Here is a 24,603-nt window from a genome sequence, read left to right on the forward strand (position 1 = left end):
TGATGGTGGAACAGGAATATGGCCTGGAACGATTCGATCTGCGCGCTGATCCCGCAGTGATCGAAGACCTGCGCACAAGGCTCCGGGCGACGCGCTGGCCCGACGCGGCCGAGGGCGACGCGTGGTCGCTGGGCACCGACCTCGCCTATCTGCGCGAGCTGGTGGCGTACTGGGTCGAGGAATTCGACTGGGACGCGCAAGAGACCGCGATCGGGCGACTGCCGCATTTCCGCGTGCAGCTCGGCGGGTCCGGCGTCCACCTCGTGCATGCGCGCGCGGCGGACCGCAGCAACCCGGTGCTGCCGCTGCTGCTGGCCCACGGCTGGCCGGACTCGTTCTGGCGCTACCTCAAGGTCATCCCCCTGCTCACCGACCCCGCCGCGCACGGCGGAGACCCGGCCGATGCCTTCGACGTGATCGTGCCGGACATGCCGGGCTACGGGTACTCCGAGCGACCGACGCAGCCCCTCACCTCCATCGATGTCGCCGGCCGGTGGGCCGAGCTGATGACCCTCCTCGGCTACGAGCAGTTCGTGACGGCAGGAGGTGACATCGGCAGCGGTGTGAGCCGGTTCCTGGCCCTGGATCACCCGGATCGTGTCATCGCGGTTCACCGCATGGATGCCGGGCTTCCGTTCTTCGCGGGCGATCGTTCGGTGCTGACGGCCGAGGAGCGGGACTGGCTGGACGACGCCGCGAAATGGGCCGGCGCGGAGGGCGCGTATGCGGCGATGCACCGGACCAAACCGCAGACGGCCGCGTTCGGGCTCATCGACTCACCTGTCGGCCTCGCGGCGTGGATCGTCGAGAAACTGCGCAGCTGGAGCGACTGCGGCGGCGAGATCGAACGCTGCTTCACGAAGGACGAGATCCTGACCCTGCTGACCCAGTACTGGGTGAACGGCAACATCGGCTCGGCGATGCGGATGTACCACACCAACGCGTCGATCTCTGCGGAGCAGCTGTCGCGCCGCGTCGAGGTGCCCTCCGGATTCTCGATCTTCCCGGCGGACATCGTCCGCCCCCCTCGCGCATGGCTGGAGCGGATGACGAATCTGGCGCGCGCCACGGAGCCCGACCGCGGTGGACACTTCGCGCCGTTCGAGCAGCCCAAACTGTACGTCCAGGAGCTGCGCGACTTCTTCCGCCCGTACCGCTCAGCGCTGCGCGGCTGACCCGCGGCCCGGCGGAACTACTCTCCGCGAGGGCGCGCACGTCAGAAGTCGGTGTGCGCTTCCTTCTCGATGTCGAGTGTGGTCTCATCGTCGGCCCACGCCGCGAGCGCCGCATCCAGCTGGCGGCGCAGCCACTCCGCAGGCAACGGGCCGCCGGCGTCCCATCGTGCGAGCTGTGCCACTCGTTCGTCGGCCGTGCCGTGCAGGTCATCGGTTGGGGATGTCGTGGGCTCGGTCATCCTGTTCCCTTCTGTCGCCCTCCGACTGCGACATTACTCAGATCCCGGGTGATCGGAACCCCGTCCATTCCGTCCGAAGTATCGGAGTTCGCAGTGCGAGTCAACCCCCCGGACCCGTTTGTGGTCGCACCGGAAGCGCGGGTTACCTTGGGATCCTCCGGGGGCGTCGTCGGGGGGCAGAACGCCCCCGGGGTAAAACCAACCCCTGCGCGGCGAGCCGCAGTGCGGCCCGCGCGGGGGGCGGCATCCCTCACCTCCGTCGACGCGCTCCTCGCAGGAGTGTCAGCGCCGCATTCCCGGCGCGTGCGCATCCTCGACGACCGTTGTTGCGGACCGCGATCGTGGCCCGCTCGATAGAATCGAACCCCGACGCTCGAGGAGTCCACGATGCCCTTGGACCCGTTCTTCTCCGAACGGCTGCGGGTGCATCGCCGCTACCTGATCGGCCAGTTCCTCGGAACGCTCCGCACCCGCGTTGCCGGTTGGCAGGCCCTGCTCTGGGGAGGCGCCGTCGCGGCGGCCACGGGAGCGACCGCGAACGCGACCGCACAACGCCCACCTCGGGCTCGCTCTGACGTCCGCACGGCGCGGGCGCGACACCGCCGGGCCGCGGTGGCGTGGGATCGCAGAGAACTCGAGACGGTCGGCACGCGGGGCCCCGACGTCCGCACCGTCGAGCACGAGGTGCCGGTCGCCGGTCATCCGTCGGTGCGCGTGCGCATCTACTATCCCGATGCGGCCGGCGCCGGGCCGATTCCCGCGTGGCTCGCCTTCTTCGGTGGAGCGTTCCGTATCGGCGGAATCGACTACCCGACGACGGATGCCGCCAACCGCCGTCGCGCGGCGGAGGCGGGCGTCGCGATGGCTGCCGTCGACTACGCCCTCGCCCCCGAGCACCGGTTTCCGACGCAGATAGAGCAGGCGCACGCCGCGCTGGTGTGGCTGCATCGGAACGCCGCCGAACTCGGGATCGATCCGGATCGCATCGGGGTCGCCGGAACGTCGGCCGGAGGATCCCTCGCGGCGGCACTGACCCTGGCCAACCGCGACCGGACGCGCCTGCCGATCCGTCTTCAGCTGCTGGAGGTTCCGGTCACGGACCTCACCGGCGGTCACCTGGACCTGCGCGCCACACGGGCACTCGGCATCCCGAGCGTCATCGCCCGGCGCGAACTGCGTTCGGTGGCCCGCACCTACCTGCCGCAGCGCTCCGATGCCCGCAACCCGCTCGCCTCTCCGCTGCGGGCGTCCTCGCACGCGGGTCTTCCCGAGGCCGTGATCCTCACCGCCGAGTTCGACCCGCTGCGCGGTGACGGCGCCGCGTACGCGGCCAGCCTGCGTGCCGCCGGTGTCGAGGCCAGCGCGGTCCAGTACCTCGGGGTCACTCATGACACGGCGATCTTCACCGGGGCGCTGCCTGCCGCGCGCCGCTGGCATCAGGACGTCATCACCGCGTTGGCGCGGCTGCACGACGATTGATCCGCGCGATCTTGCCTCGGGGCCTGGCCGCGCGCGACCGTCGGGTTGGGGGACGCGCTACTTGGGGTCCACCAGTGGCCGGCCGATGACGCCGATCCCGACGGCTTCGTGACTCGGTTCAGGCTCGTCCGAATCGTGCGCCTTGGGTTCGTCGCCGGGCGGCGTCTCGGTGCTCGGCTCCTCGAGATCCTCGTCTGCAGGCACGTGCTCGCTCTTCTCGGGTTCTTGTGGCTGTGATTCGCTCGTCATCGCTTCTCCTCTGGTATTCGCCGTTCGCACTCCAGACTCCGCCGCGCGCGGCTGTCGCACAACGGGGTTGACGGCGGCACGGTTCGCCCGGTCCAGGATCCCGAGGTATGCTTGACGTGATAGGCGGATTTCTCATCCGTCTCGCCCCGGCCGCGTGGTAACGGTCGGGGCTTTTTCATGCCCGGCGGATGCCGTGGCTCGCGCGACGGAGGGCCCGACCACGCGGTGTCCCCCGCAGACCGCTTATCGCGTCGGTGTCCTCGGGATCCGGATGGTTGCGCCGGCGGCGAGAAAGGCGGCGGCGGCGACGATGTGCGCGACGGACCACCACATCCCGCTGAAACCGAACGGGTAGAACGGGTTCCACAGGATGGCGATCGCGAGCATGACCGGCGCCCACCACCATTGCCTAGCCTGTATCGCGAACCACCCGACGATGACGGCGAGGATGGCGATGATGAACAGGACCGCGAGGTAGTACGGGTGTCCCACCAGGGCTATCCCCGCCAGACAGGCGATGGCGGCAAGGATCCCGGGTGCGAACGCATTGCGCTGGAACTCAGGAGCGGCCGGTGTCGGTCGGGGCATAGGGGATCGTGTCCGTCCAGTCACTCGGGATGCTCGCTGTGATCTTCGAGGTCTGGTTTCGCTCGCGCGATGTCGGCGATCTCTTCCTCGGGGCGCGGCGGGATGGTCTCGTCGAACTCGAGCTCTGGGACGCTGGGCTCACCCGGACCGGGAACGTGGTGCCCGGACGTGTGGTCGTTGTGTGAAGACACGGCGAATCCTTCGTTCGGCATGATCCAAAGCGTATGCCGAACTCGTCCCGTTCCCCGCGTCGCGGACAGCGGGAAGGCTATCGCGCCGCCTGTTCGGCTTCGGGACGTCAGACGAAGCGCACCCAGTTCGCGCCGCGACCTGTCTCCGCGCGCTGCAGCAGCTCGAGGCGGTCGGCATCCACCGCGTACAGCGAGATGGTCGTCGATCGCTCCCCCGCAGCGATGAGAAGAGAACCATCCGGGCTGAGAGCGAAGCCGCGCGGTTGCGGCTCGGTCGTCACGAACCGGTTGGGCGCGGACACTGAGCCGTCGTCTGCGACCGAGACCGCGCCGAGCGTGCTCTCGGTCCGTTCCGAGCACCACAGCTGGCGGCCACCGGCACCCCCGTGGAGGTCGGCGCCCCAGATGAGGTGCTCCGCCATCGGATCTGCACCGAATCTGCTGTGACGGAGGTTCTTCGACGGGTCGAACGCGTCGGCCGCGTCGCGCAGCTCGAGTGTTCCGGCATCCGTGTCTCGCGCGAAATGCAGCACCTGTCCGGAGTACTCGGTGAGCACGTAGACGGCGTCCTGCGCGTCGTTCATCACCAGGTGTCGCGGGCCGCTTCCGGCGGGCGCGGCGACCGTCGCAGGTGCGAGCGGTGTCAACCGCAGATCCTCGGCCAGCGCGTACTGCGCCACGAGGTCGGCGCCGAGCGAGACGAAATAGACGAACCTGCCGTCCGCACTGGGCAGCACGGAGTGGAGATTGGGGAACCTGATCCGCGAGACGGGTTCACCGACGACGCCGTCGACGATGGGGCAGCTGATCCCGTACCCACCGCCATAAGAGGCTGCGAGCAGGCACGTGCCATCTCTGGACAGGGCGACGTAGTGGACATGGCCCTCGGACAGGTCGAGGCGCGGACCCGGCTCGAGCGCCCCGGTCCGCCGATCCAGCTGGAGGGTCAGGATGCCGGCGAGTCCACCTTCGGCGGTTCCCGAAACCCCCGCGTAGACGAGGTCGCGGGCCGAGTCGACCGCGAAAGTCGAGCAGCCGGTCAGCCCCGCGGTCACCGTCAGTCGCTCGAGCGACCGGTCCGCTACCCGGAAAGTGCTGATGCTGCCTTCGCCGGCGTTCGCGACGAGTACGAGGGAGGAATCCACCATCCCCCGATCGTAAGACCTGAGTATCGACGCAGAGCGGATCGGTGCGCAGGCACCGGCGGAGCAGGCGAAAGGAACGTTCCTCTTCCCGCGGAGACATCGAAGGGCGTCACTGGAGGGGAGGGTCTCGGCTGGGTAGCCTGCAGCGTATGGCCATCGCAAGCGCGCTTTCACAGGAACGGGACCTTCGGCCCTCACCCGCTGAGGCAGCGAACGATTCGCTGGGTGAAGAACTGTGCTGCCGCGACAAGACCCGAGGGGGACGGTATGGATGGAACGGATGATGCGCTCGTCTTCTCGTTGAGCGAGGACGAATGCTGGAACCTGCTTGCACGGCGTGAGCTGGGGCGCCTCGCCGTAGCGGTAGACGGAAAGCCCGACATCTTCCCCGTGAACTACGTGGTCGATGGCGCGCGCGTGTTGTTCCGCACCGCGCCCGGATCGAAGCTCGCTGATCTCTCATCGAACCCCGACGTCGCTTTCGAAGTCGACGAATACGACGCCACGTCCGCCGCGAGCGTGGTGTTGAAGGGGGTCGCCACGCGTCTCGAGCTGCAGAGCGAGATCGACCTCGCCGATGCACTTCCGCTCGCTTCGTGGATCCCTACGCTCAAGTACCGCTGGGTGCGGATCGCCCCGGTCTCCATCTCCGGCAGACGGTTCGAACGCGGCCCTGAGCCTCTTCGGTACCGCGCCTCAACCTGATCCCGTTTCACGCTCACAGGACCTTCGACCCTGCACTCGCGCCTCGGAGTCCTCGACGCTGGGTCGCACACCGAGCAGGAGGTCGGAATGAGCGAGACCAGCCGCAGCGTCAGAGTGGTGCAGAAGGCGGGCCCGTGGGGGTTCTTCTTCCTCTTGGCATACATCGGCGCCGCGATCTACTTCATCTCCCATTCCGATGGGAGCTTCTGGGGAGTCGTGCTGGGACTTCTGCACGCGATCGTGTGGCCGGTGTACCTGATCTATTACGGGTTGGAGGCGCTGTTACCGTGACGGCGCTCGCTGCCGCAGGGCAGTGCCGTCCGCCAGGGCGATGTCCAAGAATCCCACCACTCGCGCGCGCCATTCGTCGGGCGCGGTGCGCAGCGCTTCGACGTGGCCTGCGTCATCAGCCACCCACACGTCTACGCGAGCCGGACCGACGGCAGCGAGTCGGGTCGCGACCGCCTGCTCGTCAGCGTCGTTCCCCGCCGCGATCAGAAGAAGCGGAGTGGTCGGAGCGTCGCGCACGGACTGTGCCAGGGTTGCCGGCGGACTCGGGGGCGTGAGCAGGTCGACGAATCCGTAGGTGAGCAGGTCGAGCGTGACTTGCGCGACCCCTCGGACGCCGTACGCGTCGGCGAGCCACGTCTTGTCGGCCGCCGTACGCCCCGTCGCGCCTTCTGCGACGACAGCGCGGATCCGATCGTCCGTCCCCGCAGCCCCGATCGCCTCCTCGCCGCCCATCGACAACCCCACCACGGCGACCCGACGAGGGTCGACGTCCGTCCGGTCGACCAGCGCGTCGACCGCGGCCCGAATGTCCATCTCGCCGTACCATCCCAGGTCCATGCCCTGCCCGCCGCTGTTCCCGTGACCGCGGGCGTCGGTGGCGAGGACGCCGAATCCGGCGTCGTGCAGGATCTGCGCGTGCGCCGCCGTGTCCCCCGCTGTGGATGCTGCTCCGTGGCGGAGCACGACGGCCGCGCCGTTGCGCGATGGCAGATACCAACCCGACAAGTGCACGCCATCCGCTGCGGTCATCTCGATCTCCGTCGCGCCGGCGGGCATGGCCGCGCGCGACACGGAGCGCGGCGGATACACCGCCGCGAGCGCGACCGAGAGGCTGTAGACCGCGATCAGCACCGCGAGGAACCAGGGCAGCAGAATGAGGCGCGCCCATCCGTGGGTCGTGCGGAAGAGAGCAATGCCTGCGGTGACCACGAATGCGACCCCCGCTACCAGCGGGGCCACCGCGAGGGCGATGCCCAGCCCGCCGGCGCCCGTCCGTGGCAGCCCGACGCCGAGTCCGATCGATACCAGGAGCCAGCCCAGCAGGGTGGCGGCGGCGAAGACCAGGAGGCGCACGCCCACTCGACGCCCATCGCCCGAGCGCGACTGCCGGGACGCGTCCACCGCTGCCGTGCGGACTGTGCTCACAGCGCTATCCGACGTCACCACTGCCGCCGTCACCAGAGCCGAACGTCCCGAGACGACGCCGGCCGGCTCAGGTCGACCCCGGCCCTGAGGCACTCAAGGCTCCGCGCTGTCAGGTGTTCGGCGCTGTCTGGTGGTCAAGCTCGGCCTTCATTCCCCGGGCGAACTCGGCGCCGGCCACGTGATCGGGGTCGAAGTGGACGCCGCAGTACAGGCGTCCGTCGTAGGAGATCGCCGCCACGCCCAGCCGGACGTTCGCCGCGAGCACGGCGACCGGCCAGATGGCCGCGATGCGGGCACCCGCGAGCTCGACGGCACCGCTGGGCCCGGGAACATTGGTGACGAACCCGGCGACCATGTGCTGGCGGCGAGCCAACCGATCCATGAGTCGCGCGCCGACCGGTCCGCGCATGAACTCGAGCGTGCCCTGCTGCCGTGCGGTCGTCTTCTCCACCTTCGTCTGGCGGGCGATGTTCCGGATGCGCGCCTGCGGATCCGACTCGCGCAGCGGCAGTCGCACGAGCATGACGCCGACCTGATTGCCCGCCGTGCCTCGGCGGCGCAAAGCCACCGGCACGGACACCGGCAGTGCATCCGGGATCCCCTCGCCGGCTGCCGTCAGCGCCGCACGGTAGCCCGCCGCAACGGCGGCGAGGAGCGCATCGTTGACGGTCGCACCGCACACGCGGGCATTCTCCTCGAGTGCGGTGAGGCCGGCGTCCAGGAAGGTGACGCCACGACGGGCGCTCCGCTCCCCCAGGAGCACCGTCGATCCGACCTCGCGACCGCTGAGCGTCAGGCGCATGCGGTGCAACCTGAACATCGCCCTCGCGAGGATGCTGCGCAGGTCTCGTTCGAGAGCCGGCACCGCCGCGGGCCGGGGTGCATCTGCCGCCGCAACCGATGCCGCACCCGGATGGAAGATCTGCTGCACGATGGCCACCGCGGCCATTCCGTCGGCCAGGGCGTGGTGGATACGCAGCACCATCGCCACCCCGACGGGCCCCGCGCCGGGGACGAGGAGCAGCTCCCACATCGGGCGATCCCTCGGCAGCGGCACGCTCATCAGCTCACCGCACAGGCGCTCCAGCCCCGGCAGCCCTCCCACGGCGGCGACGAGCCGGATGTGTTCCTCCAGGTCGGGCGGTGCCTCCGCCCACCGGTGCCGGTGACCGTCCGCCACGGCGACTCGGCGCAGCTGTGGCAGCGTGGCGATCCGCTCACCGACGTGCCTGCGCACGGCATCCACATCAAGCACACCCCCGGCATGGACGAACCCGCCCTCTGCCAGCAGCCCGGCGACCAGGAACACATTCACCTGGCCGGGGTGATCGAGCACGAGGTTGGCCTCGTCGACCGCGGCCAGGCGCGGGAGCCCTCTCATGGGTCCATGATCGCCGCGCAGGTGCGATGAGCCTAGAGTCGTGAGTCCCGGTCGGGGGCATCATGGATGGATCCGGATGCATCGCGGCATCCCATCGAAGGAGACAGACATGACCATCAACGACGTCGGGCCCAACCCGAACGCCTTCGACATCGAGGCGGCCACCCGGCAGAACGAGAACTACCGGACGGTGGCGTGGACCGGAACGCACCTGCAGGTCACGCTGATGAGCATCCCGGTGGGCGAGTCCATCGGCCTGGAAGCCCACCCCGGAACGGATCAGTTCCTTCGGATCGATGCGGGCGAAGGAAAGGTCGTCATGGGGCCGGCCGAGGATCAGCTCGACTTCGAGCGTGATGTCTCCGACGGGTGGTCGATCCAGGTTCCCGCCGGCACGTGGCACGATGTCCGCAACACCGGCGACACCCCCCTGCGCCTGTACACGATCTACGCGCCGTCGCATCACGCCGCCGGGATCGTGCAGGCGACCCGCGCCGACGCCGAGCACGATGAATCGGCCGGCACCGATGAGGCACCCAGCTGGACCGTTCAGCCGTCCGAAGGCCACCCCGACCAGCACGCCTGATCCCACGGCCCCCGCCCGGCGGGACTTTGGACCCTGGGATCGGTCGCCGGGCGGATCGTAGCCTCGGAGCTGCCGCGCGATGAAGAGCGCGTCGAGCGGCCGGGAGGCAGCTGTGGAACGCATGACGGTGGGCTTCGATGGGACCGAGGCATCGTTCGTCGCCCTGGACTGGGCGGCGCAACGGGCGTCGGGGCGGCCGATCCAGGTGGAGATCGCCACGGTCGATGTGGCGGACCTGTTCGCCGAAGACGTTGTCGATGACGCACTCGAGGATGCCGTGCGACGGTTCCGCAACATCGCGCCCGACGCCGAGGTCAGCGCGACCGATTTCGCGGGAAGGATGCCGGGCGCCCTGCTTCACGCGGCACGGCTCTCGGATCTCCTGGTGATCGGGGCGCATCACCGCCGACCCGTCCGTTCCGCGCTGACCGGATGGCGACCGCTGCGTATCGTGTCGCATTCCGAGGTGCCGATCGTGGTCGTGCCGGACGATTGGACGGACACCTCGGGTCCGATCCTGGTCGGAATCGACGACGATGACTCGTCCTCCGGCGCGGTGGAGTTCGCGTCCGCCGAGGCCGCGGCCAGCGGTGTGGCCCTCACGCTGCTGCACGCCTGGCGGATGCCGGGACCGACCATGGACGGATCCGTCGCGCTGCTGCCGTCGCCCATCGAAGAGAAGGCAGCTCAACGTCGCGTTCTCGACCGTGTCTGCGCCCAGGTCGTCGAGACCCACCCGGAGGTGAAGGTGGACTGCATCCTCGCTCGGGACAGCCCCTCGCCCGCTCTGCTGACGGAGTCGCGTCGGTCGTCGCTGCTCGTCATCGGCACGCATCGTCGAGGCCTGCTGGCCGGGTCCTTCCTGGGCTCGGTGGGTCAGGACGTGCTGGTCGAGGCGCGCGTGCCGATCTGCGTGGTCCCTGCGACCGCATCCACGCCGTAGTGCCGGTATGGGGCGGCATGCGTTCTCGCTAGGATCGCGTCGACGGGAGACGGTGATGACCGACGACGCAGCGGCAGACGAACGCAGAGTCGGCTCGTCAGCGGACAGCGCAGGCACTTCCCGTTCCGAGCGTCGCGTGCGCGACCTGCTGCGGGCGAGTACGTCGATCGTGGAGCGGCTGGACCTGGAGGTCGTTCTCCGCCGCATCGTCGAGGCGGGAATGAAGCTTGTCGGCGCTCGGTACGGCGCGCTGGGCGTGATCAGTCGCGAAGGCGGCCTGGAGCGCTTCATCCACGTGGGCATCGACCGCGACATGGCCACCGCGATCGGCCACCTGCCGACGGGTCGCGGTCTGCTCGGCGCGGTCATCACCGACCGGGAGCCGATTCGCTTGGCGCATCTGGCTGACGATCCGCGCTCGGTCGGCTTTCCGGACCACCACCCGGACATGGACTCCTTCCTGGGCGTCCCCGTGCGGGTCGGCGAACAGATCTACGGCAATCTCTACCTGACCCAGGGCGAGAGCGGGCCGTTCAGTGCGGACGATCAGGAACTCATCGTCGCGTTGGCGGCGACCGCGGGAATCGCGATCGAGAACGCGCACCTGTACGACGTGGCGAAGACGCGGGAGGCGTGGAACGCGACGATCGCAGACGTCATGGCGGCGATGCTGGACGTGTCCGGCGAGAACGTCCTGGACGTCCTCGCCGAGCGCGTCGCAGCGTTGATCGACGCGGACCTCGTCGCCGTCGCCATCCCGCACGGCGACAACGAGCTCATCCTCTCCACCGTGCACGGCCGATCCGCCACGCAACTGCGCGGCCGCACGTTCAGCGCTGCCGGGACGCTCACCGCCCGCGCTCTGGCGAGCCGGCAGGCCGTGAGCATCGAGGGCGAGCCGGCCACGGCCATGTTCGATCTGCGACCCGGTCTCGGGCCGACCGTCGCCATCCCGCTCTTCGCGGGCGACGAACCGCTGGGCGTCCTCACCATCTCACGCAAGCCCGACGGCCCGGGCTTCACGGCTGCGGACCTCGAGATGGCCTTCGCGTTCGCCGCCCAGGCGAGCATCGCGCTGGAGGTGGTGCGTGCCAGAGACGACCGCAGACGTCTGGAGACCACGCAGGACCGGGCCCGAATCGCCCGAGACCTGCACGACCAGGTCATCCAGCGACTGTTCGGCGCCGGACTCGCCCTCCAGGGCGTGTCCTCGCTCGTGGACGCCGACTCATCCGCGGCCATCGAGGCTCAGATCGACGTGATCGATGCCACCATCAAAGACATCCGCACGATCATCTTCGCCCTCAGCAGCGGCGACCGGCCCGGCACCAAGCGCCTGCGCGATCGGCTGCTCGACGTCGCCTCCGATGTCGCCGACTCGTTGCCGACGCCGCCGAGGATCGCCTTCGCCGGCCCCCTCGACAGCCTCGTCTCGCTGGGTCTGGCGGACGACATGGTGGCCGTGCTCCGCGAACTGCTGACCAACATCGTCAAACACGCGCACGCTCACACCGTCGAGATCGCCGTCGCGGTCACCGACGACCGGGTCGAGCTGCGCGTGGACGACAACGGAGTGGGTGTGCCGGATTCGGTTCCCCGCAGCGGCCTGGCGAACATCGCCACCCGCGCCGCCCTGCGCGGCGGTGACTGCGAGGTCACGCGACTGCCCGGTGGTGGCACGCGCGTGCGGTGGCACGCGCCGACGGACAACGAGGAAGGAGCCGACGGATGACGCGCGTGTTCCTGCTCGATGACCACGAGATCGTCCGACGCGGCATCGCACAGCTGGTCGACGCGGAACCCGACCTCGAGGTGGTCGGCGAAGCGGCCAACGTGCGCGAGGCGATGCGCCGGATCGAGGCCACCCGGCCCGATGTCGCCGTACTGGATGTGCGGCTCCCCGACGGGAACGGCATCGACCTGTGCCGCGACATCCGCTCCACGCATCCGGAGGTCTTCTGCCTCATCCTGACCGGCTACGACGACGATCAGGCGCTGCGCTCCGCGGTCCTCGCCGGCGCCAGCGGCTACGTCCTGAAGGATGTGCGCAGTGGCCTGCTCGTGCAGGCGATCCGCCGTGCCGCCGCCGGAGGCACCGTCCAGCCGCCCGACGTGATGTGGCGAGCCGCCCGAGCCCTGCACAGCGAGCATTCCGACCGTCCCGATCCGGCCGTCCCCGCACTGTCGCTGCGGGAGAGTCAGGTGCTGTCGCTGATCGCCGAGGGCCTGACCAATCGCGAGATCGGCGACCGGCTCGGGATCGCGGAGAAGACGGTCAAGAACTACGTCAGTGGCCTGCTCGCCAAGCTCGGCATGGAGCGTCGCACGCAAGCGGCCGTGTACGGCGCCGAGCGCAAGCACCATTCGGACTAGCCGCCGCGCTCGCGCACCAGACGACGGGACGTTCGGCCCATGTGCGCGATGCCCGGCAGGTGCAGACTCCCCATGCCAAGCCAGCGAAGGGGAAGGGACAATGAACGCACTGATCGTCTACGAATCGATGTTCGGCAACACCAGGCAGATCGCCGAAGCGATTGCCGAAGCACTCCAGGCAGCGGGCACGACCGTCACGGTGACCACCGCGGCGAACGCCCCCGTCGAGCTGAGCGGTCTCGACCTGGTGGTGATCGGTTCACCAACCCACGCGCACACGCTGCCGCAACCCTCGTCCCGGAAAGACGCCGCGGCCTGGGCCGACGATGAAAAGAAGCAGCTGCATCTCGAGCCCGGCGCACAGGATCCGGGCGTGCGGGAATGGCTGGAACGCGTTCCGGTCGCCGAAGTGAACGCGCGGTTCGCCGCCTTTTCGACGCGCGCGGACTTTCCGCTGATCTTCGCCGGCGACGCCGCCGCCGCCATCAAGCGTCGGCTTCGTAAGCGGGGCGTGCACGTCGATGCGCACGAGAACTTCCTCGTCGACTTCGACAGCCGGCTCCTGCCCGACGAGCAGCAGCGCGCCCGCGATTGGGCGGTGGCGACCTTGCTTCCGGTCACCGCGAGTCAGAGCTGAGCAGCGACATGCAATCGGCCACCGCGTCGCGCGGACTCGACTATGTCGGCGGCAGGAGCAGGTTCGCGAGGACCGGGCTCATGCTGACCCAGGCCTTCGTCGCGGTCACCGCCCTCGCGGGCGGATCCGCCCTCATCGTCGCCGAGCCTCTGCCGCAGACGGCCACTGTGCTCAGCCCACCCGAGGACTACCTGCTCGGCACGCCTTTCACGAGCTATCTCGTGCCCGGGCTGCTTCTCGCGGTGGTCGTCGGCGGGGTTCACACCGCCGCGTTCCTGTTGAACCTCACCAGGAGCAGCTGGCGCGTCCTGGGCGCCGCGACAGCGGGTTTCGCGCTGCTGATCTGGATCTTCGTCCAGATGGTCTTCATCCCGTTCAGCTTCCTGCAGGCCGTCTATTTCGTGGCCGGCCTTGCTGAGATCGGGTTGATCATGCTGGCGCTGGGGATCACGGACCCGGCGGCAGGTGAGTCGAGGTCCCGCTGATCGTCGAGCTTCACGACCGGATGCCGGTGGGACCAACGGCCCTATGACGAGATCGCTTCATCGGGCACGGTGAGATCACATCCAGATTTCACCCTCCGGAACAAGGATGGAAGTGACCTTGAGCATGGAACCTCGCGTCGAACCCAACCCCTATCGCGCGCAGCCCCACCCCGAACCGCTTTCGGCGGCGGAGGCGGGGGTGGAGGAGTTGACCATCGCGGAGTGCTGGCGCCTCGTCGAGCTGAGCCGGCTGGGTCGGTTGGCGCTGGAGGCCTTCGACGGGCACCCCGACGTCTTTCCGCTCAACTTCCTCGTGCACGACGGGAGCGTGTTCGTCCGATCCGCCCCGGGCAGCAAACTGCGCAGCATGGCGGCGAATCCGGCCGTCGCCTTCGAGGTCGACGGCTCCGATGAGAAGTACTACTGGAGCGTGGTCATTCGCGCCAAGGCGGAGCGGATGGACACCGACGCCGAGATCGAGGCGTCCGGCGTCCTGAATCTCGTGTCGTGGAGTCCGACCTCCAAGCATGACTTCGTACGGCTCGTCCCGGTGACGGTCAGCGGCAGACGCTTCCCGCGACACCTGCGTCGCACCTGGATCCGGCGTGACCTGAATGCGCAAGCCTCGGAACAGAGCACCGCACCGCGCAGCCCCACGGATCCGGCGCCCGCGGTAGGGAGCCCCGAGCACGACAAGCCGCAGCCGATCCCCCACTTCGCTCCGCTCCCCCACTGACCGGCCGACCATCGCGGAATCCAAGGAGCAGAAACCATGAGCAGGCAGGCAGATAAGAGGCCGATCATCGTCGCTGTCGACGGCTCCCCGTCATCGATCGAGGCACTCCGCAAGGCGTCCGAACTCGCCCGAGCGCTGGACGCCCCGCTCGAAGCCGTGACGGCGTGGCAGTTTCCGATGGGGTTCGACGGCGCGGGCTACGCCACCCAGACGTGGTCTCCTGAGGCGGAGAGCCAGACGCTCCTGAACTCCGCGATCGAAACCGCTTTTCCGGACGGGCCGCCCGCAGACCTCAGACTGACGGTCACCGCCGGACCCGCCGCCGGTGTCCTCATCGACAAGAGCAACGACGCTGCCATGCTCGTCATGGGCAGCCGTGGTCGTGGCGGGTTCGCCGGGCTGCTGCTCGGGTCGGTGAGCACGGCGTGCGCCCAGCACGCGCACTGCCCCGTCTTGATCATGCGCGGCCCCGAACGGCCGTCGAAGAAGACGAAGAAGACGAAGAACCGCGGCGCTGTCGAGGACCTCCAGCCGACCGTCTGACCCGCCCCGACGAAGCACCAGCCTCCGCCAGGCGCGCTCGGCGTCCTGTCAGGAGCCGCGTTTTCGCGATGTTAGGCTTCTGCACGGCAGTCGTACCGACACCACTGTCAGTAAGATTGAACGTGTTCGTTGCATGGCGTGACCTCGGCTTTGCCCGGGGCCGGTTCGCTCTCATCGCCTCCGTGGTGCTCCTCATCACCCTCCTGGTTGGCTTCCTCGAGGAACAGACCATGATCGAACTTCGCGACGTCACCCTCACCTACCCGGACGGCGACGGGATCATCACCGCGATCAACGCGGCGAGCCTCATCGTCAAGCCCGGCGAGATCACGGCGATCACCGGCCCGAGCGGCTCGGGCAAGTCGAGCGTGCTGGCCGTGGCCTCGACGTTGATCGCGCCGCAGCAGGGCTCGGTGCTGATCAACGGCACCCCCGCTGCGGACCTGTCCCGCATCCAGACCGCGGCCCTGCGCCGCGACCAGATCGGAATCGTGTTCCAGCAGGCCAACCTGCTCGCCTCGCTCACCGCCCTCGAGCAGCTCGAGGTGATGAGCCACCTCGGCTCGACCCCGACCAGGCGTTCGCGGTCCGAGACGCGGGCGAAGGCCATGGAACTGCTGGCCGCGGTCGGCCTGGAGAAGAAGGCGCACAAGCGCCCGAACGCTCTCTCCGGGGGTGAGCGCCAGCGGGTGAACATCGCCCGCGCGTTCATGAACGACCCCTCCGTTCTGATCGTCGACGAGCCCACCAGCTCCCTGGATCAGGAACGCGGCTCCGCCATCATCGAGCTCATCATCGAGCTGACGCGCACGCGCAACGTGGCCACCTTGCTCGTGACCCACGACCGCACGCACCTGCCCCTGATGGACGCCGTACTCGCCATGGTCGACGGCGACCTGAGCGCGCACGCGCCCGTGGCAGTGGCTGCATAGAGCTCGTCGTCAAGCCCCCTGGATGCTCCTGGCGTCCGGGGGGCTTCGTGCGTTGAGGCTCGTCAGGCCCGCGGCACTGCGGCCGGCTGCACCGCGGCGTGGATCAGGGCCAGCGTCGTGCGGGTGACGGCATCCGGATCCGAACCCGACTCGATGGCGCCCATCGCCGACTCCAGGACCCCGCCGAGCAGACGCGCGGTGATCATCAGATCGGGCACGCCCAACTGCTGCAGTGCGCCCATGAACGGTGCGATCTGCTCGTGGTGCAGCTCGGCCAGGCGGGCGCGGCATCCGTCCGGCAACTGGGCTGCAGACAGCGCAGCGGCGGGCCGGTGCGCTCCCTCGGCGGCCTGGCGCAGCGTCTCGCGGACGTACGCGTCCATCACCTCGGCAGGCTCGGTGAGCCCGTCGAGGGCGGCGGCGAGCTGAGCGTTCGAGCGCGGAAAGGAGTCCTCGATGATGGCCGCCAGGATGCCGGCGGCCGAGTCGAAGTACTGGTAGACGCTGGGGCGGGCCAAGCCGGTTGCCGCGCCGACGGCCGCGGGGGTGACTGCCGAGACGCCGCCCTGCACGAGCAGCGTGGTCGCGGCCGCCAGGAGCGCCTCACGTTGACGCCTGCGGTGCTCAGCCACGGTAGGGGCTGAAATCTTCGGCATGGCTTAGGACTCCTATCATGCGCGTCCCCCCAGCCTACCGACCAGATGAGGCTCGGGACCGAAGATACGGACACTGAGTCAGCAAAAGACGCCGGTGCGGTGATCACGCCGTGAGGATGACCTTGAGCGCCTTCGTCTCGGCCGCGCGGCCGAAGGTGTCATAGGCATTCATGATGTCCTCGAGCGCGAAGCGGTGGCTGATGAAACCAGCGACGTCCAGTCGCCCCTGGGCGAGCATCTTGATGAGCATGCGCGCCGTGTCGGTGTTGACGAGTCCGGTGGTGATCGTGAGGTTCTGGATCCACGCCGTCTCGAGCGGAAAGCTCACCGGCTTGCCGTGCACGCCGACGTTGGCGACGTGGCCGCCCGGTCGCACGATCGCCAGCGACATGTCCCAGGTCGCCGGCACGCCGACGGCCTCGATGGCGACATCCACGCCCAGGCCATCCGTGAGCGCGAGCACCTGCTCCTTCCAGTCCGAGTCCGTCGAGACCACACCGTCGCTGGCGCCGAAGCGTTTGGCCTGCTCGACCCGGTTGGCGTCGATGTCGATCGCGATGACGCGGCTGGGTCCGTACAGAGCGGCCGTGGTCATCGCGGCGAGACCGACGGGGCCGGCGCCGATGACGGCCACGACATCGCCCGGCTTGACCGCGCCGTACTTGATGCCGATCTCGTGCCCCGTCGGCAGAATGTCGCTGATCATGGCAGCCTCTTCGGGCGCAACGCCCTCAGGCACCTTGTGCAGCGAGGTCTCGGCGAAGGGCACCCGCACGTATTCAGCCTGGGTGCCGTCGATGAGGTGGCCCAGGATCCAGCCGATCCCCGATGCTCCCTCGTCCGCGAGGCAATGCGAATACATGCCCTCCAGGCAATAGCTGCACTTGCCGCACGCCGAGATGCACGAGATGATCACGCGATCGCCGACGGCGATCTCGGTGACGGCCGCACCGACCTCGGTGACCACGCCGACCCCCTCGTGACCGAGGATGCGTCCTGGTTCCACGGTCGGAACGTCTCCCTTGATGATGTGCAGATCGGTCCCGCAGATCGTCGTCGTCTCGACCTTGACGATCGCGTCTGTCGGCTTCTGAATTGTCGGAGCCGGCACGTCCTGCCAGACGATCGCACCCGGACCTGTGTACACCAACGCTCGCATCTTGCCTCCTCGGTCTTCCCGCTGTGCGGGATAACCCATGGTCCTCTTCGCGCCGCGGCAGGGACAGGGACCTAAGACCCACGCTGTCTGCGACTCATGCCGGTTCGGGCTCGGCGATCGGGTAGCCCCGCCCCGTTCCGGGCACCCCTTTTCGCCCCTGCCGCCCGGGCGGATAATCGGGGGATGGATGCCCCGCGGGGGTCGGTCGAGCTCGAGCACACGGACGAGTTGGAGCGTCTACGGCGACGCGCATATGGACCGGATGCCGACATCGCAGGGGATGCCGCGGCTCAGGCACGGCTCTCCGAACTCGAAGCGGCGGCCCGTGGCCACCAGTCGGCGCCCGCCGCCGATGCGGCCGCGAGGGTTCCCGCCGTGGTTCCCGACCACGCCCGAGTGAGTGACGACGCCCCGGTCGCTGAGCCGCCGGGACCCGTCGAAGGGCTGCGCCCGGCGGCGACTGCTGCCCCGCAGGGTGCCGAGAGGCCGATCAACGACGGCGCGCCCGCGGCACCGTGGTGGCGCCGACGCCGAGGGCGGGCGATCCTCGTCGGCGCCTTCGCGGCCCTCGCGCTGATCGTGGCGCTCATCGCGTGGATGTTCGCGTCGCTTGCCGCTGAGAGCCCGTCAGACACGTCGACAATGAGGATCCCGCCCGTCCCCGCTGCGCAGGGACGTGGGATCTTCGAGCCCGCACCGGACTTCGTGCTCGCGCTGAAGCCGAGCGGAGCCGATGCGCCGCATGACCCACACGGCGTTCTCGACGCGCTGGGTATCCGTGCAGACGAGCTTCGGCACTATGAGGACTTCGAGGGCATGGAGGTCTGGAGCGGAGCGTCCCGCTACGGCATGGCCTGCCTGTTCGTGACCGTGCCCGGTCAGGGATTCCGCGAGGGACGCGGCGCCGAAGGGTGCTCCCCCGACGGGCTCGACACCCAGGCGGACCTGGCCTCGATCGCCGGCCGCGGTGTCACCCGATTCGTTCTCGAGAGCGACCACGTCGACGTCTTCGTCTACAACCGAGCCGCCGACCCGAACACGTCGCAGGGTTAGTGGGGCGGCGCCGCAGATCCGGTCCAGAGCGAGCGTCATCACCCCGGCTGATCCGAACCGAAGGGATACACCGATGAACGAGTCGACAAGCCCGGCGACCGAGCCTGCGCCGGATTCGACAGGGCGTTTCCGCGGCATCCTGCCCTGGGTGATCGCCGCGGTCGCCGTGCTGGTGGCGGCGATCGCGATCGGTTTCCTCGTCGTCAATGTGTCGAGCGAGCCCAAACCGGTGGCACAGCTCACGCCGCAGTCCGCCCAGGGCTCCATTCCCCTCGACGAGGAGACGGCCCGGGACTGGGGCGTGACGGAGGCGGACTTCGTCTCGTACGGCTCGTACGGCGACCTGCAGATATGGGTCACGACGAAGCCCGAGAATAAGCGGTGTCTCGCGGTGGTCGCAGAGAATCACATCTCGATGTTCCGCTGCGTCGCACCCACGTTCGACACCATCGCCGATTTCGACGTCGACCCCGATCACGTACCGCCCGCGCCGAGCGGTGAGCCTGCAGGCAATGTCCGGTTCGTCCTCCACGATGACGTCGTGGACGTGTACCTGGCCCCGAATCCCGAGGGCGGGTTCTACTGACGACCGAGCGACGAGGCCGAACAGAGCCTCGCCGAATTGGCCGCGCTCATGCGTCTTCTGCCTGAAGAGACCATGGACTCTTCACATGCGGGCAGATCAGGCGTCGGTTGCTGGACAGCGTGGCGTTGTGCAGCGATACGATGCCTCGATGGCGACCGAAAGGCACGGTGGCCGCCGCGGGGAAACGCGGTCACAAGATCCTCCGCAACGGGAGCCTCGAGGCTCCGGATTCCGACAGGCCTCGGGGGCCGCCCGCCTCGAGCCCGAGACCGGCCTCATCACCTCCCGGCCCGGCGTGGCGCGTCTTCAGCGGACCGCCGGAAATGTCGCCACGTCTGCTCTGCTGCGAGACACACCTCCCGCACGCACCGGCAAAGCCCTCGTTGTCCAACGGGATCCGAACGTCGTGCCGTTCGTCGACAGGAAGCACCGGCCCACTGACGTCGCGTTCGCCACCAAGCTGGGGAAGTCAGATGCAGCGGACCTGCGCAGCAAGGGCGTTCTGGGCCTGAAGACCAAGCAGATGATGAACGGCAAGATGCAGTGGTTTCGCGGCGCCGCACACGATGCCTATGTCGACCAGGTCACGCCTGCGCTGCGTGAGGCACATGTGCAGACCCAGATCAACGCTCTCAAGGGTCGCCAGGCCGCCACGACACAGGATCTGCGTTGGCGGGGCGTGTTCGGGCAGAAGCTTTCGAGTTGGCGGCAAGCGATCCTGAGAATGGCAGGTGGAATGGACGACGCCAGGAGTTCCTTTCAAGACGCGCTCAGCAGCCAGGCACAAGCCAATGCGCTCATGACGCAGATACTCCTCGCCGCCGTGACGATCGGCTTCGCAGCGGGCTTTGAGCCGCTGCTATCCGCGGCACTGATGGCGTCGAAGATCGGAGGCACTGCCGCGGAAGTCGCAGAGGCGACGAAGCGAGTGGCAGCCATTGTCGAAAGAGCCGAAAATCCTGTCATCGCCGCCGTGGGCACCACGGGGAACATCGTCGGCGCCGCCCCGCGTCCTGGCGTCAAGAGCAGCAGCCCGATGTCCTATTTGACGGACACCCTCGAAGCCCTCGAGCGGCACATACAAGCCATCGAGGAGGCCTTCGGCACGCGGGCGGGGAACGTGGCGCAGTTACCCGATGATGCCGCCGCCGTCATCGACACCGCAGCACAAGAGCAGATCTACAAGAACCTCTTCGACAAGCTCGACAAGCAAGCGTTAGGCGTTGAGTCCCTCAAGGAGCGGCCGCAGTTGACCATCATCCTTGAGCGCTACATGTGGGCGAAATGGTTCCCGCAGAACTACGTGCCGGATTACCACCCCGAAACCGGCGGATACTGGGAAGCCAACTTCAAGGGGTGGGGAACGGGTCTTGAAGACCACATGAACGACATCGGGATTGCAAAGCTCGCCGGTGTCGAGCTCACCGGCCATTGGTACTCGTCGAACTCCTCGGGCTGGGCGGATGACCTCATCGCTTGGTCGAAGCAATACATGAACAACGGTGAAACGTTCAAGAAGTAGGCGGATCAGACACGCCCTCGCCGACTTCAGCCGGGCAGAGTCAGTCCGCCTCCGCCAGATAGCTGGCCCTCACCACAGCGCCATGGCCTCTTTCACGCTCGGCTCGGCGTCTGGCAACGCGACCGCCACCGCCTCGGTCAAGGCCATCGCGGCTCCCGCGCGCTCGCCCGCCGCCAATCCCTGCGGGTCGCGTTCGCGAAGAGCTGCCAGCGGAGCTCTCTGCACGGCAAGACCCTCGACATCCAGGATGCCGGTGCGCCGGCGGGCCGAGGCCGCAACCTGCGAGAAGGCGCCCGCGCGCCATGCGTCCCCCCGGGTCGCGGCGATCGCGGCGAGACCGTCCAGCGCGAATGCGACGCCTTCCTCGTAGTGCAACCGGATCGACAGTCTGAGGGTGAGGAACCACTCCTGCTCAGCCGCCTCCACCTGCCCGGTCAAGAACAGCACCCGCGTGCGATTGTTGCCCGCAACGGCTCGCGTGTACGGGTCGTGTCCCTCGTCGGCGATCTCAGCGGAGCGAGAGAAGTGGGCCAGGGCCCCGTCGAGATGGCCCCCGACCACATCGACCCAACCGAGGCCGACCTCGGCCATCGATTCAGACCAGCGGTCATCTACCTTGCGGAAGGTGGCGAGTGCCTCGTTGAGTTCGAGCGCAACGGCCTCTGCGTCGAAGTCGGGGAACTGGAGTCTCGCCGTCGCGCGCCCCGCGAGCGCGATGGCCGCGGCATCCTCATCTCCGCTCTCTGCAAACAACCGTGCGCTCTCGCCCAGTCCGGCGACGACTTCGTTCGACGGATGCTGCCACAACTCGCTCCACATGGCGAAGAACTCCGCCACCGCGCGAGTGCGCTGCGAGATCGGCTGGTGCTTCTCAAGCAGCTCGAGCATCCACAGACGCACCTCGGAGAGGAAGCCCGAGATCCACCAATAGACGAACAGGGTCCACGCGAGCTCCGCGACGTCGTCGAGTCGGTTGCCATCCATCAGATGACGCACGGCGGCCCGCAGATTCGACAGCTCCCAGCCGATCTGTCGCACAGCGTCGACTTGTCCCGCGCCGCGAAGACCGGGTGCCACCCGGCGGACAAGGTCCGCGTAGTAGTCGGCATGGGCCGCCCGAAGCTCATCGATCTCGCCGCGCGCTTTGAGGCGATCGACCGCATACTCCCGCATGATCGAGAGCAGCGAAAAGGTGGATCTGCCCTCGACCTCGATCGGCTTGACGAGTGAGTCGTCCACCAGTTCCGACAGCGCATCGATTGCGCGGCCGTCCCACGGCCTCCCGCGACCGATGGCCTCGACGGCATCCAGAGTGAACCGGGTGGCGAAGACGCCCAGATCTTCCAGCAACGTGCGCTGCTCTTGGCTGAGCAGGCTGACGCTCCATTCGATTGTCGTCCGCATGGTCCGGTGCCGAATGGGCATGTCGCGGTTCGCCACCGTCAGAACGCTGAGGCTGTGATCCAAGCGTTGGGCGATATAGCGCGGTGTGAGCAGCCGCACTTGCGCCGCCGCCAGTTCGATGGCCAAGGGCAGACCCTCGAGTCGCTTGCAGATGTCGACGACAGCGGCCACGTTCTCTGTCGTGAGCGTGAAGTCGGGTTTGACCGCCTGTGCCCGGTCGACGAACAGTGCAACCGCCGAGGATGCACGGGCTCGGTCAGGATTCAGAGGTCCGGTGTCCCCCGGCAGACGAAGCGATTCCACCTCGTACACTTGCTCTCCGCGGATCCGCAGCACGATTCGGCTGGTCACGAGAAAACGCGCGTGCGGCGCCGCGGTGTAGAGCTGGACGATCGCCGGTGCAGCCTCCACGATCTGCTCGAAGTCATCGAGCACGATCAGCACCCGTCTGTCCTCGAGCGCGTGAGAAATGCGCTCTTCCAGTGCCACTTCGCCGTTGTCGCGGACGCCGAAGAAGTAAGCGATCGTGGGAAGGAGCAGGCCGGGCTCCTGCACGCCTTCGAGCGCCACGAAGTAGATTCCATCCGGAAACATGTCCTCTGACGCGGCGGCGACCTCGACGGCGAGTCGGCTCTTGCCGATTCCGCCAGGGCCTACCAAGGTCACCACGTGGTTGTCGTCCCGCGCGAGCAGCTGCCGCACCCGTGAGACGTCCTCCTCGCGACCGACGGTCTTCGTGAATGCGACCGGAAGCTGAGGGACAGGGGGCGCGGACTCGACAGCATCGTCGCCGGCCTCGGGCCGAGTCTCGTCGAAGCGCTCTGCCAAGAGTGTGGCGAGATCCGTCAAAACCCGCCCCACCAACTCGTCCGTATCCGTGAACGGCAGGTAGGAAGCGGTGTTGTCAATCTGGATGCGGTCGATCAGACGCTCGAGGCGGTCGTCGCGTCCGTCGCTTTCCTTGATGTAGATCAGCTTCGGCATGGTCGGAGGAGCCCGATCGTACTCATCTTCGATGGCCGACGTCGTCCCGTCGGCAGCTACGTCGCCATAGCTGTCGGCATAGATGCCGACGAAGATGTCGCTCTGCGCGAGATACGACCGGGACAGCTCGGCGGGCGAATGAGGGTGTGCACCGAGATTCGACATGACCGGGGCAAGTCGCAGGCGCTCGATCGCCTGCTGCACAGCGCGTCGTTCGTCGGCGAGCTCCCGCAGGGTAGAGCTCACGAACACGCGAATCTGCTGATCCGGCGTTCGAATCACCGATGGCGTCGCGGCCATGACCACATCATCCACCCCGGGCGCCACCCGGTACCAGTAGTACCCCTTGACATCGATAGGCGGGCCAGAGTAGTAAACAGATGTTCGGCGCTTCTACATTCGAGTTCATGTCGGTGCTGATCGAATTGTGACCTGCGCTACCCGAGGTTCACGTCGAATCCTCGCAGGGTTGTTTTCGACCTCTGGGGGTATTCGTGGAGCCGATTGTCACGACCGCGTGCAGCGGCCGGTCCCCGGTCAGGTCGACCAGACCCGAACACGCCCATGCTGGCTGACGCTCATACGGAGCAATGGTGCCCGTCCGGCTGGGTGCGGCACGAGTACGTCCATGGCGACCATGAACACAACTTCTACGTCGTCGACCCGACGCCCTCTCCATCTCGACGCAGCGTGCTGCTCTTGCACGAATTCCCAGGAATAGACAAACGGATCGTCTCGCTCGCGGATCGGCTGTCCGCTGACTTCCGCGTCGTGCTTCCCTCGATGTTCGGGGTGGACGGATCACTGCGGGCGTGGGACAGCGTGAAGCAGATCTGCGTCCGAAGGGAAGTGCACCTGATCGCGAGGGGCAGCGTTTCAAAGAGCGTCGTATGGCTCAAGGATTTCATCGACAAGCATGTGGCACCCGAAGAATCCCCCTACGGCGTCGTCGGGATGTGCTTCTCGGGCAACTTTGCGCTCGCGTTGGCAGTGGACGATCAGGTGAAGGCGGCGATCGTCGCACAGCCGTCTCTTCCGCTCTTTCCCTCCTCACTCGGGCTGTCTCGAAGTGATCAGAAACGGCTCAGGGAGCGCACCGACCTGTGTGTTCGCGGCTATCGCTATTACGGCGATCAGATCTCACCCGCGGTGAAACTCGCCTCTGCTGCGCGGCTCCTTGACCCGGGAAGGATTCAGACATTCACGCTGTCAGCCGCGCAGCCCACGCACTCGACTCTCACGGGTTGCCGTCCGAGCGCGTTTGCGCTCGCGGACATGCAGAGATTTCTTGTCGCCGCGCTGCGCAGCGGTGAAACCGAAGTGCAGCAAGGGCAGTGATACCCACATCGGTGGCGACTTCGCCCCACGGCTCAAAGGGAATTGGCGCGTCACCGCAAGGCGCGAGACGCCGGCCC

General features: G+C 67.9%; 27 protein-coding genes. 17 read left to right on the top strand and 10 right to left on the bottom strand.

Annotated elements, in window-relative coordinates:
• Window positions 1-2 precede the first annotated feature (2 nt).
• Window positions 3-1,175 carry an epoxide hydrolase family protein gene (locus ABD655_RS12685; protein ID WP_344714444.1) on the top strand — a complete coding sequence of 391 codons (1,173 nt, stop codon included), beginning with the start codon at window positions 3-5 and terminating at the stop codon, window positions 1,173-1,175.
• Between the two features lie 41 nt (window positions 1,176-1,216).
• Here the strand turns inward: ABD655_RS12685 and ABD655_RS12690 are convergent, their stop codons facing one another.
• On the bottom strand, window positions 1,217-1,414 hold the full coding sequence (locus tag ABD655_RS12690) for a hypothetical protein (RefSeq protein ID WP_344714445.1): 198 nt from the start codon (window positions 1,412-1,414) through the stop codon (window positions 1,217-1,219).
• A 387-nt stretch (window positions 1,415-1,801) separates the two neighbouring features.
• On the opposite strand from ABD655_RS12690, the gene ABD655_RS12695 reads away from it, so the two are divergent.
• Entirely contained in the window at window positions 1,802-2,893 is a 1,092-nt protein-coding gene (locus ABD655_RS12695) for an alpha/beta hydrolase (protein WP_344714447.1), read from the top strand.
• A 57-nt stretch (window positions 2,894-2,950) separates the two neighbouring features.
• On the opposite strand, the gene ABD655_RS12700 is transcribed toward ABD655_RS12695, so the two are convergent.
• The 4 genes from ABD655_RS12700 to ABD655_RS12715 all read right to left on the bottom strand — a co-directional run bounded on the left by ABD655_RS12700 (window position 2,951) and on the right by ABD655_RS12715 (window position 5,069).
• Complete coding sequence (locus ABD655_RS12700; protein ID WP_344714449.1) at window positions 2,951-3,142, bottom strand: hypothetical protein; 192 nt, start codon at window positions 3,140-3,142, stop codon at window positions 2,951-2,953.
• A 243-nt stretch (window positions 3,143-3,385) separates the two neighbouring features.
• A complete protein-coding gene (locus ABD655_RS12705) occupies window positions 3,386-3,730 on the bottom strand; it encodes a DUF6804 family protein (RefSeq protein WP_344714451.1) in 345 nt (114 codons plus the stop codon).
• Window positions 3,731-3,750: 20 nt separating this feature from the next.
• Window positions 3,751-3,921 carry a hypothetical protein gene (locus tag ABD655_RS12710; protein ID WP_344714452.1) on the bottom strand — a complete coding sequence of 57 codons (171 nt, stop codon included), beginning with the start codon at window positions 3,919-3,921 and terminating at the stop codon, window positions 3,751-3,753.
• Window positions 3,922-4,028: 107 nt separating this feature from the next.
• Entirely contained in the window at window positions 4,029-5,069 is a 1,041-nt protein-coding gene (locus tag ABD655_RS12715; RefSeq protein ID WP_344714453.1) for a lactonase family protein, read from the bottom strand.
• Between the two features lie 264 nt (window positions 5,070-5,333).
• Here ABD655_RS12715 and ABD655_RS12720 point away from each other — a divergent pair, with 264 nt between their 5' ends.
• Both ABD655_RS12720 and ABD655_RS12725 read left to right on the top strand, forming a co-directional pair.
• Entirely contained in the window at window positions 5,334-5,771 is a 438-nt protein-coding gene (locus tag ABD655_RS12720) for a pyridoxamine 5'-phosphate oxidase family protein (RefSeq protein WP_344714455.1), read from the top strand.
• A gap of 87 nt (window positions 5,772-5,858) precedes the next feature.
• A complete protein-coding gene (locus ABD655_RS12725) occupies window positions 5,859-6,062 on the top strand; it encodes a hypothetical protein (protein WP_344714457.1) in 204 nt (67 codons plus the stop codon).
• Here the strand turns inward: ABD655_RS12725 and ABD655_RS12730 are convergent.
• Both ABD655_RS12730 and ABD655_RS12735 read right to left on the bottom strand, forming a co-directional pair.
• On the bottom strand, window positions 6,054-7,208 hold the full coding sequence (locus ABD655_RS12730) for an alpha/beta hydrolase (protein WP_344714458.1): 1,155 nt from the start codon (window positions 7,206-7,208) through the stop codon (window positions 6,054-6,056). The genes ABD655_RS12725 and ABD655_RS12730 overlap by 9 nt on opposite strands.
• A 109-nt stretch (window positions 7,209-7,317) precedes the next feature.
• On the bottom strand, window positions 7,318-8,589 hold the full coding sequence (locus tag ABD655_RS12735) for a wax ester/triacylglycerol synthase domain-containing protein (protein WP_344714460.1): 1,272 nt from the start codon (window positions 8,587-8,589) through the stop codon (window positions 7,318-7,320).
• 109 nt (window positions 8,590-8,698) lie between these two features.
• Between ABD655_RS12735 and ABD655_RS12740 the strand changes: the two genes are divergently transcribed.
• The 9 genes from ABD655_RS12740 (at window position 8,699) to ABD655_RS12780 (ending at window position 15,824) form a co-directional block, all read left to right on the top strand.
• Entirely contained in the window at window positions 8,699-9,175 is a 477-nt protein-coding gene (locus tag ABD655_RS12740) for a cupin domain-containing protein (protein ID WP_344714462.1), read from the top strand.
• A 121-nt stretch (window positions 9,176-9,296) separates the two neighbouring features.
• On the top strand, window positions 9,297-10,118 hold the full coding sequence (locus ABD655_RS12745) for a universal stress protein (protein WP_344715846.1): 822 nt from the start codon (window positions 9,297-9,299) through the stop codon (window positions 10,116-10,118).
• Between the two features lie 55 nt (window positions 10,119-10,173).
• Window positions 10,174-11,850, top strand: coding sequence for a sensor histidine kinase (locus tag ABD655_RS12750; RefSeq protein ID WP_344714464.1), 1,677 nt, complete (start codon window positions 10,174-10,176; stop codon window positions 11,848-11,850).
• Window positions 11,847-12,491, top strand: coding sequence for a response regulator (locus ABD655_RS12755; RefSeq protein WP_344714465.1), 645 nt, complete (start codon window positions 11,847-11,849; stop codon window positions 12,489-12,491). Before ABD655_RS12750 ends, ABD655_RS12755 begins: the two co-directional genes overlap by 4 nt.
• A gap of 100 nt (window positions 12,492-12,591) precedes the next feature.
• The gene (locus ABD655_RS12760; protein WP_344714467.1) at window positions 12,592-13,128 is read left to right on the top strand and encodes a flavodoxin family protein; all 537 of its coding nucleotides are present in this window, start codon (window positions 12,592-12,594) and stop codon (window positions 13,126-13,128) included.
• 80 nt (window positions 13,129-13,208) lie between these two features.
• A complete protein-coding gene (locus ABD655_RS12765) occupies window positions 13,209-13,613 on the top strand; it encodes a hypothetical protein (RefSeq protein ID WP_344714469.1) in 405 nt (134 codons plus the stop codon).
• A gap of 112 nt (window positions 13,614-13,725) precedes the next feature.
• The gene (locus tag ABD655_RS12770) at window positions 13,726-14,349 is read left to right on the top strand and encodes a pyridoxamine 5'-phosphate oxidase family protein (protein ID WP_344714470.1); all 624 of its coding nucleotides are present in this window, start codon (window positions 13,726-13,728) and stop codon (window positions 14,347-14,349) included.
• A gap of 36 nt (window positions 14,350-14,385) precedes the next feature.
• Complete coding sequence (locus ABD655_RS12775; RefSeq protein ID WP_344714471.1) at window positions 14,386-14,892, top strand: universal stress protein; 507 nt, start codon at window positions 14,386-14,388, stop codon at window positions 14,890-14,892.
• Between the two features lie 122 nt (window positions 14,893-15,014).
• Window positions 15,015-15,824: an ABC transporter ATP-binding protein gene (locus tag ABD655_RS12780; RefSeq protein WP_425561671.1), complete on the top strand. Its 810-nt coding sequence runs from the start codon at window positions 15,015-15,017 to the stop codon at window positions 15,822-15,824.
• A 62-nt stretch (window positions 15,825-15,886) separates the two neighbouring features.
• Here ABD655_RS12780 and ABD655_RS12785 read toward each other — a convergent pair whose 3' ends face one another.
• Both ABD655_RS12785 and ABD655_RS12790 read right to left on the bottom strand, forming a co-directional pair.
• Entirely contained in the window at window positions 15,887-16,480 is a 594-nt protein-coding gene (locus ABD655_RS12785) for a TetR/AcrR family transcriptional regulator (RefSeq protein WP_344714473.1), read from the bottom strand.
• A 103-nt stretch (window positions 16,481-16,583) separates the two neighbouring features.
• Window positions 16,584-17,639, bottom strand: a complete 1,056-nt coding sequence (locus ABD655_RS12790; protein ID WP_344714475.1) for a zinc-dependent alcohol dehydrogenase family protein — start codon at window positions 17,637-17,639, stop codon at window positions 16,584-16,586.
• A 183-nt stretch (window positions 17,640-17,822) separates the two neighbouring features.
• On the opposite strand from ABD655_RS12790, the gene ABD655_RS12795 reads away from it, so the two are divergent.
• The 3 genes from ABD655_RS12795 to ABD655_RS12805 all read left to right on the top strand — a co-directional run bounded on the left by ABD655_RS12795 (window position 17,823) and on the right by ABD655_RS12805 (window position 20,800).
• Window positions 17,823-18,692, top strand: a complete 870-nt coding sequence (locus ABD655_RS12795) for a hypothetical protein (protein ID WP_344714476.1) — start codon at window positions 17,823-17,825, stop codon at window positions 18,690-18,692.
• Window positions 18,693-18,765: 73 nt separating this feature from the next.
• Window positions 18,766-19,278 (top strand): hypothetical protein, encoded by a 513-nt coding sequence (locus tag ABD655_RS12800; protein WP_344714478.1) that lies wholly within the window; start codon window positions 18,766-18,768, stop codon window positions 19,276-19,278.
• A 406-nt stretch (window positions 19,279-19,684) separates the two neighbouring features.
• Window positions 19,685-20,800: a hypothetical protein gene (locus ABD655_RS12805; protein ID WP_344714480.1), complete on the top strand. Its 1,116-nt coding sequence runs from the start codon at window positions 19,685-19,687 to the stop codon at window positions 20,798-20,800.
• Window positions 20,801-20,869: 69 nt separating this feature from the next.
• Here the strand turns inward: ABD655_RS12805 and ABD655_RS12810 are convergent, their stop codons facing one another.
• A complete protein-coding gene (locus ABD655_RS12810) occupies window positions 20,870-23,488 on the bottom strand; it encodes a DUF4062 domain-containing protein (protein ID WP_344714482.1) in 2,619 nt (872 codons plus the stop codon).
• 264 nt (window positions 23,489-23,752) lie between these two features.
• On the opposite strand from ABD655_RS12810, the gene ABD655_RS12815 reads away from it, so the two are divergent.
• On the top strand, window positions 23,753-24,526 hold the full coding sequence (locus ABD655_RS12815; protein ID WP_344714483.1) for a dienelactone hydrolase family protein: 774 nt from the start codon (window positions 23,753-23,755) through the stop codon (window positions 24,524-24,526).
• Window positions 24,527-24,603 lie beyond the last annotated feature (77 nt).

Origin of the sequence: Microbacterium terregens (assembly GCF_039534975.1) — a bacterium.
In the GTDB taxonomy this organism is placed as follows: domain Bacteria; phylum Actinomycetota; class Actinomycetes; order Actinomycetales; family Microbacteriaceae; genus Microbacterium; species Microbacterium terregens.

Coding starts and splice junctions, on each gene's coding strand:
- ABD655_RS12705 (WP_344714451.1), bottom strand. CDS start 3,730: ATGCCCCGACCGACACCGGCCGCTCCTGAGTTCCAGCGCAATGCGTTC.
- ABD655_RS12785 (WP_344714473.1), bottom strand. CDS start 16,480: ATGCCGAAGATTTCAGCCCCTACCGTGGCTGAGCACCGCAGGCGTCAA.
- ABD655_RS12755 (WP_344714465.1), top strand. CDS start 11,847: ATGACGCGCGTGTTCCTGCTCGATGACCACGAGATCGTCCGACGCGGC.
- ABD655_RS12735 (WP_344714460.1), bottom strand. CDS start 8,589: ATGAGAGGGCTCCCGCGCCTGGCCGCGGTCGACGAGGCCAACCTCGTG.
- ABD655_RS12695 (WP_344714447.1), top strand. CDS start 1,802: ATGCCCTTGGACCCGTTCTTCTCCGAACGGCTGCGGGTGCATCGCCGC.
- ABD655_RS12795 (WP_344714476.1), top strand. CDS start 17,823: ATGGATGCCCCGCGGGGGTCGGTCGAGCTCGAGCACACGGACGAGTTG.
- ABD655_RS12720 (WP_344714455.1), top strand. CDS start 5,334: ATGGATGGAACGGATGATGCGCTCGTCTTCTCGTTGAGCGAGGACGAA.
- ABD655_RS12760 (WP_344714467.1), top strand. CDS start 12,592: ATGAACGCACTGATCGTCTACGAATCGATGTTCGGCAACACCAGGCAG.
- ABD655_RS12725 (WP_344714457.1), top strand. CDS start 5,859: ATGAGCGAGACCAGCCGCAGCGTCAGAGTGGTGCAGAAGGCGGGCCCG.
- ABD655_RS12815 (WP_344714483.1), top strand. CDS start 23,753: ATGCTGGCTGACGCTCATACGGAGCAATGGTGCCCGTCCGGCTGGGTG.
- ABD655_RS12700 (WP_344714449.1), bottom strand. CDS start 3,142: ATGACGAGCGAATCACAGCCACAAGAACCCGAGAAGAGCGAGCACGTG.
- ABD655_RS12750 (WP_344714464.1), top strand. CDS start 10,174: ATGACCGACGACGCAGCGGCAGACGAACGCAGAGTCGGCTCGTCAGCG.
- ABD655_RS12740 (WP_344714462.1), top strand. CDS start 8,699: ATGACCATCAACGACGTCGGGCCCAACCCGAACGCCTTCGACATCGAG.
- ABD655_RS12765 (WP_344714469.1), top strand. CDS start 13,209: ATGCTGACCCAGGCCTTCGTCGCGGTCACCGCCCTCGCGGGCGGATCC.
- ABD655_RS12690 (WP_344714445.1), bottom strand. CDS start 1,414: ATGACCGAGCCCACGACATCCCCAACCGATGACCTGCACGGCACGGCC.
- ABD655_RS12790 (WP_344714475.1), bottom strand. CDS start 17,639: ATGCGAGCGTTGGTGTACACAGGTCCGGGTGCGATCGTCTGGCAGGAC.
- ABD655_RS12810 (WP_344714482.1), bottom strand. CDS start 23,488: ATGGCCGCGACGCCATCGGTGATTCGAACGCCGGATCAGCAGATTCGC.
- ABD655_RS12745 (WP_344715846.1), top strand. CDS start 9,297: ATGACGGTGGGCTTCGATGGGACCGAGGCATCGTTCGTCGCCCTGGAC.
- ABD655_RS12800 (WP_344714478.1), top strand. CDS start 18,766: ATGAACGAGTCGACAAGCCCGGCGACCGAGCCTGCGCCGGATTCGACA.
- ABD655_RS12775 (WP_344714471.1), top strand. CDS start 14,386: ATGAGCAGGCAGGCAGATAAGAGGCCGATCATCGTCGCTGTCGACGGC.
- ABD655_RS12685 (WP_344714444.1), top strand. CDS start 3: ATGGTGGAACAGGAATATGGCCTGGAACGATTCGATCTGCGCGCTGAT.
- ABD655_RS12715 (WP_344714453.1), bottom strand. CDS start 5,069: ATGGTGGATTCCTCCCTCGTACTCGTCGCGAACGCCGGCGAAGGCAGC.